The sequence below is a fragment of the Pseudomonas mandelii genome, assembly GCF_900106065.1.
Lineage (GTDB): Bacteria > Pseudomonadota > Gammaproteobacteria > Pseudomonadales > Pseudomonadaceae > Aquipseudomonas > Aquipseudomonas mandelii.
This window is the reverse complement of record NZ_LT629796.1, coordinates 1,382,564-1,397,500: the sequence shown is the minus strand read 5'-3', so window position 1 is coordinate 1,397,500 and position 14,937 is coordinate 1,382,564. Positions and strand designations below refer to the sequence as shown.

Below are 14,937 nucleotides of genomic sequence, written 5' to 3'. Positions count from 1 at the left end.
CTCACTAGTCGAGTCGGCCTGCGCGGAAGATGTAACGGGGCTCAAACCATACACCGAAGCTACGGGTATCACTTAGGTGATGCGGTAGAGGAGCGTTCTGTAAGCCTGTGAAGGTGAGTTGAGAAGCTTGCTGGAGGTATCAGAAGTGCGAATGCTGACATGAGTAACGACAATGGGTGTGAAAAACACCCACGCCGAAAGACCAAGGTTTCCTGCGCAACGTTAATCGACGCAGGGTTAGTCGGTCCCTAAGGCGAGGCTGAAAAGCGTAGTCGATGGAAAACAGGTTAATATTCCTGTACTTCTGGTTATTGCGATGGAGGGACGGAGAAGGCTAGGCCAGCTTGGCGTTGGTTGTCCAAGTTTAAGGTGGTAGGCTGGAATCTTAGGTAAATCCGGGATTCTAAGGCCGAGAGCTGATGACGAGTGTTCTTTTAGAACACGAAGTGGTTGATGCCATGCTTCCAAGAAAAGCTTCTAAGCTTCAGGTAACCAGGAACCGTACCCCAAACCGACACAGGTGGTTGGGTAGAGAATACCAAGGCGCTTGAGAGAACTCGGGTGAAGGAACTAGGCAAAATGGCACCGTAACTTCGGGAGAAGGTGCGCCGGTGAGGGTGAAGCATTTACTGCGTAAGCCCATGCCGGTCGAAGATACCAGGCCGCTGCGACTGTTTATTAAAAACACAGCACTCTGCAAACACGAAAGTGGACGTATAGGGTGTGACGCCTGCCCGGTGCCGGAAGGTTAATTGATGGGGTTAGCTAACGCGAAGCTCTTGATCGAAGCCCCGGTAAACGGCGGCCGTAACTATAACGGTCCTAAGGTAGCGAAATTCCTTGTCGGGTAAGTTCCGACCTGCACGAATGGCGTAACGATGGCGGCGCTGTCTCCACCCGAGACTCAGTGAAATTGAAATCGCTGTGAAGATGCAGTGTATCCGCGGCTAGACGGAAAGACCCCGTGAACCTTTACTATAGCTTTGCACTGGACTTTGAATTTGCTTGTGTAGGATAGGTGGGAGGCTTTGAAGCGCGGACGCCAGTTCGCGTGGAGCCAACCTTGAAATACCACCCTGGCAACTTTGAGGTTCTAACTCAGGTCCGTTATCCGGATCGAGGACAGTGTATGGTGGGTAGTTTGACTGGGGCGGTCTCCTCCTAAAGAGTAACGGAGGAGTACGAAGGTGCGCTCAGACCGGTCGGAAATCGGTCGTAGAGTATAAAGGCAAAAGCGCGCTTGACTGCGAGACAGACACGTCGAGCAGGTACGAAAGTAGGTCTTAGTGATCCGGTGGTTCTGTATGGAAGGGCCATCGCTCAACGGATAAAAGGTACTCCGGGGATAACAGGCTGATACCGCCCAAGAGTTCATATCGACGGCGGTGTTTGGCACCTCGATGTCGGCTCATCACATCCTGGGGCTGAAGCCGGTCCCAAGGGTATGGCTGTTCGCCATTTAAAGTGGTACGCGAGCTGGGTTTAGAACGTCGTGAGACAGTTCGGTCCCTATCTGCCGTGGACGTTTGAGATTTGAGAGGGGCTGCTCCTAGTACGAGAGGACCGGAGTGGACGAACCTCTGGTGTTCCGGTTGTCACGCCAGTGGCATTGCCGGGTAGCTATGTTCGGAATAGATAACCGCTGAAAGCATCTAAGCGGGAAACTAGCCTCAAGATGAGATCTCACTGGGACCTTGAGTCCCCTGAAGGGCCGTCGAAGACTACGACGTTGATAGGTTGGGTGTGTAAGCGCTGTGAGGCGTTGAGCTAACCAATACTAATTGCCCGTGAGGCTTGACCATATAACACCCAAGCAATTTGCTGACCTGAAAGGGCACCAGATTGCGGTGTGTGAAGACGAAACGAACCGAAAGTTCGATTGTTCACAAACACCGAGATCTATCACATACCCATTCGCTGGAGCGTGCGCCGTAAGGCAAACGACCTGGCTACCGAATTTCTTGACGACCATAGAGCATTGGAACCACCTGATCCCATCCCGAACTCAGCAGTGAAACGATGCATCGCCGATGGTAGTGTGGGGTTTCCCCATGTGAGAGTAGGTCATCGTCAAGATTAAATTCCGAAACCCCTATCTGCGTATGCAGGTAGGGGTTTTGTTTTGTCCGCAGGAAAGTTCGTACAGCAACATCGGACGGCTCCCGGCTGTCACAGTCTCCCGACAATGCTAAGGTTCGGCCCTAGCTTTTGTATTTTTCCAAGGAAGCCTTTATGCCGGACGCGACGTCCCTCAGTGCTGGTTTTATGGTGGTTCACGGTAATCGCCTGGACGAGTTGCGCAGTCTGGTGGTCAGCTGGATGCGCCGCTACCCGTTGGCTCCCTTGGAAAATGAAATCGCCCTGGTACAGAGCAACGGCATCGCCCAGTGGCTGAAACTGGCTCTGGCTGAAGACCCTGAAGAAGACGACATGGGTGGCTGCGGCATTGCGGCAGCCATCGACGTTCAACTCCCAGGCAGCTTCATGTGGCAGCTCTATCGCATGGTTCTGGGTCGTGATGAAATTCCGGTCAAATCCCTGCTCGATAAAGCTCCACTCACCTGGCGTCTGATGCGTCTGCTTCCCCAGTTGATCAATCAACCGCACTTCGAACCGCTGCAACGCTTCCTTACCAATGACACTGACCTGCGCAAACGCTACCAACTGTCCGAGCGGCTGGCTGATCTGTTCGACCAATACCAGGTATACCGGGCCGACTGGCTCGAAGATTGGGCGGACGGTCGTCATCAATTGCGAAACGGCCGAGGCGAAGCCAAGCCCCTGACCCCAGCCAACTGCTGGCAGGCAGAGTTATGGCGGGCTCTGTTGCTGGATGTGGGTGAGCAAGGCATGGCGCAAAGCCGTGCCGGTGTTCATCAACGGTTCATCGAGCGCATCAACAGCCTCGACGTGGCCCCCAGCGGATTACCTTCCCGGGTCATCGTTTTCGGGATCTCCTCTCTCCCGGCGCAAGCGCTCGAAGCTCTCGCCGGACTGGCGCGATTCAGCCAGGTTCTGCTTTGCGTACACAACCCATGTCGTCATCATTGGGCAGACATCGTCGCCGATAAAGACCTTCTGCGGCATCAATACAAGCGTCAGGCTCGCAAGAGCGGAATGCCTGTTGTGCTTGATCCGCAAACCCTTCACCAACATGCACACCCGCTATTGGCGGCATGGGGCAAGCAGGGGCGGGACTACATCAATCTGCTCGACAGCTACGACGATCCCAACAGCTACCGCTCGGCATTCCGTGATGGGCGCATCGACTTGTTCAGTGATAGCCAGCCACAGACCATGCTCAACCAGTTGCAGGACGACATCCTTGAACTGCGCCCCTTGAATGAAACCCGCGAGCTCTGGCCGCCTGTCGATCTCAATCAGGACGAATCCATTCGTTTCCACATCGCCCATAGCGCCCAGCGCGAAGTGGAAATCCTCCACGATCAGTTGCTCGCACGCTTCAGTGCCGATCCAGACTTGAAGCCTCGCGACATAATCGTGATGGTTCCGGACATCGACAGCTACGCTCCGCATATCCGTGCAGTCTTCGGTCAACTTGATCGCTTCGATCCGCGCTTCATCCCCTTTACACTGGCGGATCAAGGCCAGCGCGGTCGTGATCCACTGCTGATTGCTGTCGAACATCTACTCAAACTGCCCGACAGCCGTTTCCCCGTCAGTGAGATCCTCGATTTGATGGATGTTCCTGCACTGCGCGCTCGCTTCGGTGTCGAGGAACGTGACCTGCCCACCCTGCATCGCTGGATCGAAGGCGCTGGTATTCGCTGGGGAATGAATGCCGAGCAGCGCGCGGGTCTGGGTTTGCCTCAAGAACTGGAGCAAAACAGTTGGCGTTTTGGCCTGCGCCGGATGCTGCTTGGTTATGCCGTCGGCAGCGCCGCTGCTTGCGAAGGCATTGAGCCTTACGACGAGATTGGCGGTCTGGATGCTGCGCTCATCGGTCCTTTGGTTGCGCTGCTGGACGCGTTGGAGATTGCCCATCAGGAACTGACTCAACCTGCACCGCCTAAGCAATGGGGCGTCAGGATGCAAGCTTTGGTGCAGTTGTTCTTCCAGGCCAGCAATGAACATGACGACTACTTGCTGGGTCAACTTGAAGAACTGCGGGAAACCTGGCTCGAGACCTGCGAATCAGTGGGCTTGCATGATGAGCTGCCCTTGACCGTGGTCCGTGAAGCCTGGCTGGCAGGCCTCGACCAGGGCCGGCTGTCCCAGCGTTTTCTGGCCGGAGCCGTCAACTTCTGCACCTTGATGCCGATGCGGGCGATCCCCTTCAAACTCGTTTGTCTGCTCGGGATGAATGACGGAGATTACCCGCGTGCACAACCGCCGCTGGACTTTGATCTCATGGGCAGTGATTACCGCCCGGGTGATCGTTCCCGGCGCGAGGATGATCGCTATCTCTTGTTGGAAGCCCTGTTGTCGGCACGTGACCAACTCTATATCAGTTGGGTCGGCCGTAGTATTCGGGACAATAGCGAGCGCCCAGCCTCGGTACTGATTGGTCAACTGCGCGATCATCTCGCCGGTGGTTGGCGATTACAGGTCGACAGTGAAAAGCTGCTGGAATCCGTGACTCAGGAACACCCGCTGCAACCTTTCAGCGCTCGCTATTTTCATGAAGGTAATGACCTGTTCAGCTTCGCAAGCGAGTGGCAGGTGCTTCATCAAGCCAGTGAACAGGCAACGGACATCAAGCCCCTTGATGCCTATGTTCAGGAAGAGCCGCTGAGCCTCGGTCAATTGCAGGATTTCCTGCGCAATCCCGTGCGACATTTTTTCAGTCAGCGACTCAAGGTGTTCTTCGAAGCGGCTGAAGCCCCCTTGGCCGACGAAGAGCCCTTCGTACTCGACGCTCTCCAACGCTATAGCCTCAGTGACAGTTTGCTCGAAGCGGCGCTCGGGCAACTGGATCACGTCGATCATGCGCTTGAGGCCCAGGCAACGCGTCTGCAAAACAGCGGGCTCTTGCCCATGGCCGGTTTCGGCGAATGCCTGCAGCGAGAGTTGATCGAACCGCTGCCGGATCTGTTGCAGCGTTATCAACAACTCCTTACGTTGTGGCCAACGCCGCTGACTAGTGCGTTGCCTGTGAATCTGGAACTGGAAGGCCTGCGCCTGGAAGGCTGGCTTAGTGGCCTGCACCAGCGTGCGGATGGTGGCCTGTTGTCGATTACCACGATTCCCAACAGCATTGGTTCGATCAAGACCCGCAAGTGGCATCGGCTGACGCGACCTTGGGTCAATCACCTGGTCGCTTGCGCCAGCGGCATGTCGATGACCACCGCGCTGGTCGCCAGTGACGACAGTCTGCTACTGGCCCCTTTGGAGCAGGGCGCTGCACGTCATGCCTTGAGTAACCTGTTGCAAGCATGGCAAACCGGCATGCGCCAACCCCTGCCGATTGCCGTGAAAACCGCCTTCGCGTGGCTCTCTCAAACTGACCCGGCCAAAGCCGACGCCGCTGCTCGCAAGGCCTATGAAGGCGACGGTCAAACCACCGACGGCGAACGCCGCGAAAGTCCGGCACTGGCACGACAGTTCGCTGATTACGACGCGCTGACCGCCGAGGAGACTTTCGCCGATTGGTGCAACGCTTTGTACAAACCGATGCTTGAAGCCCCCTGGCGTTCATTGACCAGCGAGGAGGCGCGTTCATGACCACGAAAACACCGCTGGCCCTGGCTTTTCCCCTGAGCGGCAGCCAACTGATCGAAGCCAGCGCCGGTACCGGCAAGACGTTCACCATTTCTGCGCTGTACTTGCGTCTGGTCCTTGGTCACGGTGGCGAATCGAGTGGGTTTGGGCGTGAACTCTTGCCGCCGCAAATCCTCGTGGTCACGTTCACTGATGCCGCGACCAAAGAGCTGCGCGAGCGTATTCGTACCCGACTGGCCGAAGCGGCCCGATACTTTCGTGACGAGACCCAGGCACCCGATAGCCTCATCGCGGAGTTGCGTGACCAGTACCTCCCGGAACAGTGGTCCGGCTGTGCAAACCGTCTGGACATTGCCGCGCAGTGGATGGATGAAGCCGCCGTCTCGACCATTCACAGTTGGTGCCAGCGCATGTTGCGTGAGCACGCGTTTGACAGTGGCAGCCTGTTTACCCAGACCCTGGAAACCGATCACAGCGACTTGCTGGGTGAAGTCCTGCGTGATTACTGGCGGCTGTTCTGCTATCCGATGCAAGGTGATGCGCTGAACTGGGTGCGGGGTAATTGGGGAGGGCCAGCGGCGTTATTACCGCGAGTACGTAGTTTATTCGCCAGTGAGCGTGACAGCACTGAAGGCAAGGAGCCTGCCGAGCTGATCGCCGAGTGCTTGCAGGAACGGCGACTGGCCTTGCTCGAACTCAAGATGCCCTGGCGCCAATGGGCGGACGAACTGCTTGCCATCTGTCACCAAGGTGTTGCGAGCAAAAGTGTCGATGGTCGAAAGATGCAGGCACGTTATTTCGAACCCTGGTTCGAAAAGCTCAAAGCATGGGCTGAAGATGAATCCCTTGAGCAACTGGATATCGGCACGGGCTTCACTCGCCTGACGCCTGACGGCATGGCCGAAGCCTGGAAAGGCGCCGCCCCCAGTCATCCGGGGCTGGACGCCATGCCCGGGCTCAAGGCCAGCCTCGACGGCTTGCCAACCCCCGACGCGGCCGTTCTGCAACATGCTGCGCAATGGGTTGGGGCACGGTTCGAAGAAGAAAAACGCCGCCGCGCGGAAATGGGCTTCGACGACATGTTGCTGCGCCTCGATGCGGCGTTGCAATCCGAGGGTGGTGAACGCCTGGCGACCTTGATCCGCGAACAGTTTCCGGTGGCGCTGATCGATGAGTTCCAGGACACCGACCCGGTGCAGTACCGGATTTTCGAAAGCATCTATCGCATCGAAGACAACAACCCTGAAGGCGGCCTGTTTCTGATCGGCGATCCCAAGCAAGCGATCTACGCCTTTCGCGGCGCCGACATCTACACCTACTTGCGAGCCCGCCAGGCCACCGCCGGCCGTCTGCATACCCTGGGTACGAATTTCCGTTCCAGCCATGGCATGGTCAATGCGGTGAACCATGTGTTCGAGCGCGCGGAGTCCCGTGAGCTGGGGCGCGGCGCGTTTCTGTTTCGTGAAAAGAACGGTGAGAACCCGGTACCGTTCCTGCCCGTCGAGTCCCAAGGGCGCAAAGAAGTTCTGCACATCGATGGCCAGCTCGTGCCGGCTCTGAACATCTGGCACCTGTCCGCCGATCAGCCGCTGTCCGGCGTGGAATACCGACAAAAACTCGCCGCCGCGTGCGCCAGTGAAATCACTGCGTTACTTAATGGTGGCCAGGAAGGTCGGGCAGGTTTCATTGAGAAGGACATGGACTTCCGGGGCCTGCTACCCGCGGACATCGCGATTCTGGTTCGCGACGGCAAAGAGGCCCAGGCCGTGCGTGGCGAACTGTCTGCACGCGGGGTGCGCAGCGTTTATCTGTCGGACAAGGATTCGGTGTTCGCCGCTCAAGAAGCCCACGACCTGCTGACCTGGCTCAAAGCCTGTGCCGAGCCGGATGTCGAGCGACCGCTGCGAGCCGCATTGGCCAGCATCACGCTGAACCTTTCCCTGGCGGAACTGGAGCGGCTGAATCAGGACGAACTGGCCTGGGAAGCGCGGGTCATGCAGTTCCGCGGTTATCGCGAGCTGTGGCGCAAGCAAGGCGTGCTGCCCATGTTGCGGCGCTTGCTGCATGACTTCCAGTTGCCTCGATCGTTGATCGCCCGCAGCGACGGTGAACGGGTACTGACTAACCTGCTGCACCTGTCCGAGTTGTTGCAACAAGCCGCCGCCGAACTCGACGGCGAGCAAGCGCTGATTCGTCATTTGTCCGAGCATCTGGCGTTGTCCGGTCAGGCCGGCGAAGAACAGATCCTGCGTCTGGAAAGCGACGAGCAACTGGTTAAGGTCGTGACCATTCACAAGTCCAAGGGCCTTGAGTATCCCTTGGTGTTTCTGCCGTTCATTTGCTCGGCAAAACCGGTGGATGGCAGCCGTTTGCCGCTGCATTACCACGATTCAAACGGCAAGGCGCAGGTGACCTTGAAACCGACTGCGGAGTTGATCGCCCTGGCCGATGATGAACGTCTGGCGGAGGATCTGCGTTTGCTCTATGTCGCCCTGACCCGGGCGCAACATGCCTGCTGGCTGGGTGTGACCGATCTCAAGCGCGGCAATAACAACAGCTCGGTGCTGCACCTTTCTGCATTGGGTTACTTGCTCGGCGGTGGTGCCCCTCTGGCCGAGTCCGCAGGTTTGAAACGCTGGCTCGAAGACCTCCAGCAGGACTGCCCGGCGCTTCTGTACGGTGATATGCCGCCAGCGACGGCCGAGCATTACCATCCGCCACGCAATGACGCGACGTTGCTTGCGCCGCTGATACCCAAGCGCAAGGCCAGTGAAAACTGGTGGATTGCTTCGTACAGCGCTTTGCGTATCGGCGACAGTCTGAGCGTGGGCAGTGACGAGGCCCCGGAGAATCCGCAGGCGCAAAAGCTCTTTGACGATGAACGTCTCGATCCGCAGGCGCCACGAGAAGTGGCCGTCGGTGGTGCCGATATCCATCGGTTCCCTCGCGGCCCCAACCCCGGCACCTTTCTCCATGGTTTGCTGGAGTGGGCCGGTGATGAAGGTTTTTCTGCTGCACCACAAGTCGTGGAAGATGCCATTGCCCGCCGCTGCAACCGCCGAGGCTGGGAAGGCTGGATCACCACGCTGAGTGATTGGTTGCAGCACTTGCTCAAGTCTTCGTTGCACCTCGGCGGGGGGCAGCCTCCGGTCGTGTTCGAGCAGCTCACTCAATACCGCGTCGAGATGGAATTCTGGTTCGCCAGCCATAAAGTCGACGTGCTCAAGCTGGATGAACTGGTGCGCCAATACACCCACAACGGCATCGCCCGGGTCGCCGCTGAACCGGTCTCGCTCAACGGCATGTTCAAGGGTTTCATCGACTTGACGTTCGAACACGACGGCCGATATTACGTTGCCGACTACAAATCCAACTGGCTGGGCCCAGATGACGCGGCGTACACCGAGCAGGCCATGGAGCAGTCGATTCTCGACAATCGTTACGACCTGCAATACGTGTTGTACCTGCTGGCCCTGCATCGCCAGCTCAAGGCGCGGCTTGCCGACTACGATTACGACCGGCATGTCGGTGGCGCTCTGTATTTGTTCTTGCGCGGCACACGGGCATCCACCCAGGGCGTCTATTTCTCCCGTCCGCCCAGAGAGCTGATCGAGCGTCTGGATCGGCTCTTCCAGGGCAAGCCAGAACCCAAGGCCGAACCCGCCTGGGAACAGGGAGTATTGTTATGAGCCGCACCTTCGCCGATTTGCTGCCCACGTCATTGGCAGCCGAAACCATGGCGGATCTGGCACCCCTGAGTCGTGCCGATGACTTGTTGCTTTTACTCTCGCGGTGGGTCGAACGCGGCTGGCTGCGGGCGCTGGACAAAGCCTTCGTGGCCTTCCTCCACGAGCTTGCCCCCGACGACGATCCGTTGGTGTTGCTTGCCGCCGCATTGACCAGCCACCAACTGGGTCACGGCCATGTCTGCCTGGACCTGTTCGAGACGCTCAAAGAGCCGGATTTTGCCCTGTCGCTGCCACCCGAAGGCGATCTGCAAAGTGGCGCGATGCTGTTGCCGTCGCAACTGCTTGAGGCGCTGGATGGCGCCCATTGGTGCAAGGTCCTGGCGTCCAGCCGTCTGGTGGCTCTGGCGGTCGATGGTCGTGAGGCTGCGCAATCACGGCCCTTGGTGTTGTCGGGCAAGCGCCTGTACCTGCGTCGCTACTGGGTTTACGAAAGACGCATCGACAACGCCCTTCGCCTGCGCCTGGCTGAACACGAAACAACGCCGAATGACTTGCCCCAGCGACTCACTGGTTTATTCGGTCCAGCCAGGCCCGGCGAAGTGATCGATTGGCAGAAACTCGCCTGTGCCCTGGCTACCCGCAGTGCGTTCAGTATCGTCACCGGCGGCCCGGGGACCGGTAAAACCACCACGGTCGTGCGGTTGCTGGCATTGCTCCAGGCGCCAGCGGTGGAGGCCGGCAAACCGTTGCGAATTCGCCTTGCCGCACCCACCGGTAAAGCGGCGGCACGGCTGACAGAATCCATCAGCCAGCAAGTCCGGACGCTGGAAGTCGATGAAAACGTAAGAAACAAGATCCCCTCTGACGTGACTACCGTGCACCGCCTGCTTGGCAGTCGCCCCGGTACCCGGCACTTCCGTCACCATGCCGGTAATCGCTTGCCGCTGGATGTGCTGGTGGTGGACGAAGCCTCAATGATTGACCTGGAGATGATGGCGAACTTGCTCGACGCGATGCCGGCCCATGCCCGGCTGGTGTTGCTCGGTGACAAGGACCAACTGGCATCGGTGGAGGCCGGCGCCGTGCTCGGTGATTTGTGCCGCGACGCCGAGGCCGGTTGGTACAGCCCGCAGACGCGCCAGTGGCTGGAGACGGTCAGTGGTGAAAGCCTGCTGGCCAGCGGTTTGCAGGAAGACACTGACGCGACTCACCCCCTGGCCCAGCAAGTGGTGATGCTGCGTCACTCGCGCCGCTTCGGTGAAGGCAGCGGCATTGGCCAGTTGGCGCGATGGGTCAATCAGCAGCAACCGGAGGAAGCCCGCACGTTGTTGGCTGCTCGAAGTCACGCCGACGTGTTTTCCCTGCCCCTCAAAGGTGAGCACGACCGGGCGCTGGAACACTTGCTGCTCGAAGGCCATGGCGACGGACCGCAAGGTTATCGCCACTACCTGAGTGTGCTTCGCAGCCAGCGGCCACCGCTCGACAGCCTGCTCGAAGACTCCCGCTGGACCGATTGGGCGCGTCAGGTATTGCAAGCTTTCGACGCCTTCCAGTTGTTGTGCGCGGTACGCAAAGGGCCATGGGGCGTGGAGGGATTGAATCAACGTGTAACCGGCGCGCTGCTCAAGGCTCGAGTGATCGACAGCGACCAGCAGTGGTACGAAGGTCGACCGGTATTGATGACGCGTAATGACTATGGCCTGGGGTTGATGAACGGTGATATCGGTATTGCCCTCAAACTGCCGGAACGTGATGGGCCTGAGGCTGGCAAGCACGTACTGCGTGTGGCGTTCCCGCGCAATGATGGCCAGGGTGGCGTGCGATTTGTTCTACCGAGTCGACTCAACGATGTCGAGACGGTTTATGCCATGACCGTACACAAATCCCAGGGCTCGGAGTTTGCCCATACGGCGTTGATTCTGCCGGATGCGCTGAACCCTGTACTGACCAAGGAGTTGATCTACACCGGGATCACCCGGGCCAAGAACTGGTTCACCTTGATCGAGCCACGGGCCGGAGTGTTTGAGGAGGCCGTGCGGCGCAAGGTCAAGCGCTTGAGCGGGTTGATGCTGGAGTTGGACGATGGGGTTGAGCCGAGCCATCGATAGGCTGGCGTGTACGCCGGAAACTGTCCGAAGTGCCGTAGTGCACCGCCTCGCTGGGGGGTAAACGCTATGCTATCGTTGCGACATTATTTCGTAACATCGAAGAGAATCCCCGCATGAAGGTGGCTGTCTGGACGACAGGGCGCGTCGTTAGCCGCAAGCAAGTGCTGCTCGCGGGGCTCCTCTGCTTGCTGACCGGTGTCGTGTTCGCTCAATCGGAAACCCCGGTGAGCATGGCCGACCAACGTGCCAGATCGGTCACTCAGGTTGTCCTCGGGATTCTCAGTTATGCGCGCTGGCCTGTTGAGCCTGCGCAACTGCGCCTGTGCGTGGTCGGCCCCACCGAATACACCGACGACCTGGTCAAGGGCACAACCCAAGCCACCGGCCGGCCCGTCACTGTGCGCCGGCTGTTGGCCGACAATCCGTCGATCGTCGGTGAATGCGATGCGGTGTACATCGGCAAATTGACCGACGACGAGCGCCGCCAACTCTTTGCTTCGCTGACAGGACGCCCGGTGTTGAGCATCAGCGAGAGCGATGATCAATGCACCGTCGGCAGTCTGTTCTGCCTCAGGGTCACTGATGATCAGGTATCTTTCGAGGTCAACCTCGATTCCGTCGCCCGTAGCGGCGTGCGCATTCACCCCAGTGTGCTGCAACTGTCCCGCCGCAAGCCGGCGGCGCCATGAGTCTATTCAAACCGGGTAGTCGTCCAACGTTGCGCTCGGTCATTGGCCGGGGACATTTGATCGTCGCCCTGGTCGCCGTGGCCATGGCCAGCGTCTCGCTGACACTGCTGGGTGTATTGGCGTTGCGGGTGTATGCCGACCACAACCTGCACCTGATCGCACGCTCGATCAATTACACCGTGGAAGCCGCGGTGGTGTTCAACGATAAAGTCGCTGCCACTGAGGCCCTGGCATTGATCGCCTCTACTGAAGAAGTCGCTGACGCCAGGGTGCTGGATGAAAAAGGCCGGTTACTGGCCCGTTGGCAGCGACCGGAAAGCGGCTTGCTCTCTGATCTGGAATTGCAGCTCGCCAAAGCCTTTCTGGAAAAACCCATCGACATGCCGATCGTTCATCAAGGTCGGGAAATCGGCAGCATTCAGCTCACCGGTCACGGTGGCAGCTTGATGCGTTTTCTGCTCAGCGGCCTGATGGGCATTATTCTGTGTACAGCCATCAGCGCCTGGGTCGCACTCTATCTGGCACGCCGACAACTTCGCGGGATCACGGGGCCTCTGCGAAGCCTGGCCGCCGTAGCCCACGCCGCCCGCAGCGATCGAGCCTTCGACCGGCGCGTGCCACCCGCCGATATCGCTGAACTCGACAACCTGGGCAACGACTTCAATGCCTTGCTCGATGAACTCGAGTCCTGGCAGACCCACCTGCAAAGCGAAAACGAAACCCTGGCGCACCAAGCCAGCCACGACAGCCTCACCGGATTGCCAAACCGGGCGTTTTTCGAAGGCCGTCTGATGCGTGCACTGCGCAATGCCCACAAGCTCAATGAGCGCGTAGCCGTGCTGTTTCTCGACAGCGATCGATTCAAGGAAATCAATGACAGCTTCGGTCATGCCGCCGGCGACGCCGTGCTGGTTGCCGTCGCCAGCAGGGTTCGGGCGCAGTTGCGTGAAGAGGATCTGGTGGCGCGGCTGGGTGGTGACGAATTTGCGGTGTTGCTGACGCCGCTGCATAAAACCGAAGACGCCGAGCGGATCGCTGACAAGATCCTTGCCAGCATGGAAGAGCCCATCCCGTTACCGGGTCATACCCAGGTTCTGACTTCACTCAGTATCGGTATCGCCGTGTACCCGGATCATGGTGCTACCCCGGGCGCATTGCTCAATGCCGCCGATGCGGCGATGTACCAGGCCAAGCGCCTTTCCCGAGGTGCGCAGCACACGTCCGGGGCGGAGCACCCGGTCGCCCACGTACACACCAGGAGCTAAATTGCCGTGTTCTCAATTACCCAGCGTTCCCCGCGATTTTTCGCAATCACCTTGTTCATGGCCGTCCTGGCATTGACCGGGTGCCAGACCGCACCGCAAAAGGGGCTGACCCCGGCGCAAATCACTGTACTCAAACAGCAAGGCTTCGAGCTGACCGATGAGGGCTGGGCGTTCGGTCTATCCGGCAAAGTGCTGTTTGGCAGTGACGATGACAGCCTGAACGCCGCCAGTACCGGGATCGTCCAACAGATCGGCAAGGCCTTGCTGGGTGTCGGCATTGAGCGAGTGCGGGTCGACGGTCACACGGATGCCTCGGGCAAAGAGTCCTACAACGAACAACTTTCCCTGCGTCGCGCGAAAAGCGTCGGCAAAGTGCTGACCACGGTGGGCATGAAAGAAGAAAACATCCAACTGCGCGGTCTTGGCAGCAGTCAGCCGGTGACGTCGAACGACACCGCCTCTGGCCGCACCGAAAACCGCCGGGTATCGATCGTGGTGAGCGCCGATTAGTCGGCGAACAACATCTCCCGGCTTTCGCCCATCAACAGACTCTGATTCTGCTCGGTGACCGAACGGATGTAATCCCACAATAGGGTGATCCGCTTGAGCTTCCTCAGATCCTCCCGGCAGTACATCCAGAACTGCCGCGTGATGTTGATCTCTTCCGGCAACACCGGAAGCAAGCGCGAGTCCTGCGCCGCGAGGAAGCACGGCAGAATCGCCAATGACCGTCCTTGCTGCGCCGCCACGAATTGTGCGATCACGCTGGTGCTGCGCAAGTTGGCGCTGGCGCCGGGCAACACATTCGCCAGGTACAACAGCTCCGAGCTAAACGCCAGATCGTCGACATAACTGATGAATGAATGCTTGCCCAAATCTGCCGGGCGGCGGATCGGCGGGTGCTTGTCCAGATAATCCTGCGTCGCATAAAGCTGCAGTTTGTAGTCGCAGAGTTTGCAGCAGACGTAAGGGCCATGTTCCGGGCGCTCCAGGGCGATGACGATGTCCGCCTCGCGCTTGGACAGGCTGATGAAGTGCGGCAGCGGCAGTATGTCCACCGAGATCGCCGGGTAGGCGTCGACAAAATGGCTCAGCTGCGGGGTGATGAAAAAACTGCCGAAGCCTTCGGTGCAACCCATGCGCACATGCCCGGACAGCGCCACGCCGGAGCCTGAAACCTGTTCGCAAGCCATGTGCAGCGTGCTTTCAATCGATTCCGCGTAACCGAGCAATCGCTGACCTTCGGTGGTCAGGACAAAACCGCTGGTCCGGGACTTCTCGAACAGCAATGTACCCAATGCCGCTTCCAATGAACTGATGCGCCGCGACACGGTGGTGTAGTCCACCGCCAGGCGCTTGGCCGCCGTGCTGGCCTTGCGGGTGCGGGCGACTTCGAGGAAAAACTTGAGGTCATCCCAGTTCAATGAGCCTAACGACGTGATGTTTTTTTGCATGATGGACCGGCTTTTATGTGCGTTCTTATTAGAAGTTTGCACATCTATAC

7 protein-coding genes and 2 rRNA genes (1 of these 9 running past the window's edge) are annotated in these 14,937 nt (G+C 58.8%); 8 read left to right on the top strand and 1 reads right to left on the bottom strand.

Annotated features, from left to right (window positions below):
* The 8 genes from BLU63_RS06395 to BLU63_RS06360 all read left to right on the top strand — a co-directional run.
* A 23S ribosomal RNA gene (locus BLU63_RS06395) occupies positions 1-1,802 on the top strand (it extends 1,090 nt beyond the left edge of the window).
* Positions 1,803-1,960: 158 nt separating this feature from the next.
* Positions 1,961-2,076, top strand: a 5S ribosomal RNA gene (gene rrf, locus BLU63_RS06390).
* A gap of 156 nt (positions 2,077-2,232) precedes the next feature.
* Complete coding sequence (gene recC, locus BLU63_RS06385; protein ID WP_083375113.1) at positions 2,233-5,685, top strand: exodeoxyribonuclease V subunit gamma; 3,453 nt, start codon at positions 2,233-2,235, stop codon at positions 5,683-5,685.
* A complete protein-coding gene (gene recB, locus BLU63_RS06380) occupies positions 5,682-9,371 on the top strand; it encodes an exodeoxyribonuclease V subunit beta (protein WP_077747327.1) in 3,690 nt (1,229 codons plus the stop codon). The genes recC and recB overlap by 4 nt, the downstream gene beginning before the upstream one ends.
* Positions 9,368-11,479, top strand: a complete 2,112-nt coding sequence (gene recD / locus BLU63_RS06375; protein WP_077747328.1) for an exodeoxyribonuclease V subunit alpha — start codon at positions 9,368-9,370, stop codon at positions 11,477-11,479. The genes recB and recD overlap by 4 nt, the downstream gene beginning before the upstream one ends.
* Before the next feature lie 113 nt (positions 11,480-11,592).
* Positions 11,593-12,168, top strand: coding sequence for a YfiR family protein (locus BLU63_RS06370; RefSeq protein WP_010463742.1), 576 nt, complete (start codon positions 11,593-11,595; stop codon positions 12,166-12,168).
* A complete protein-coding gene (locus tag BLU63_RS06365) occupies positions 12,165-13,433 on the top strand; it encodes a diguanylate cyclase domain-containing protein (protein ID WP_083375112.1) in 1,269 nt (422 codons plus the stop codon). Before BLU63_RS06370 ends, BLU63_RS06365 begins: the two co-directional genes overlap by 4 nt.
* A gap of 6 nt (positions 13,434-13,439) precedes the next feature.
* The gene (locus BLU63_RS06360; RefSeq protein ID WP_010463740.1) at positions 13,440-13,943 is read left to right on the top strand and encodes an OmpA family protein; all 504 of its coding nucleotides are present in this window, start codon (positions 13,440-13,442) and stop codon (positions 13,941-13,943) included.
* On the opposite strand, the gene BLU63_RS06355 is transcribed toward BLU63_RS06360, so the two are convergent.
* Positions 13,940-14,887, bottom strand: coding sequence for a LysR family transcriptional regulator (locus BLU63_RS06355; RefSeq protein WP_010463739.1), 948 nt, complete (start codon positions 14,885-14,887; stop codon positions 13,940-13,942). The genes BLU63_RS06360 and BLU63_RS06355 overlap by 4 nt on opposite strands.
* Positions 14,888-14,937: the final 50 nt, after the last annotated feature.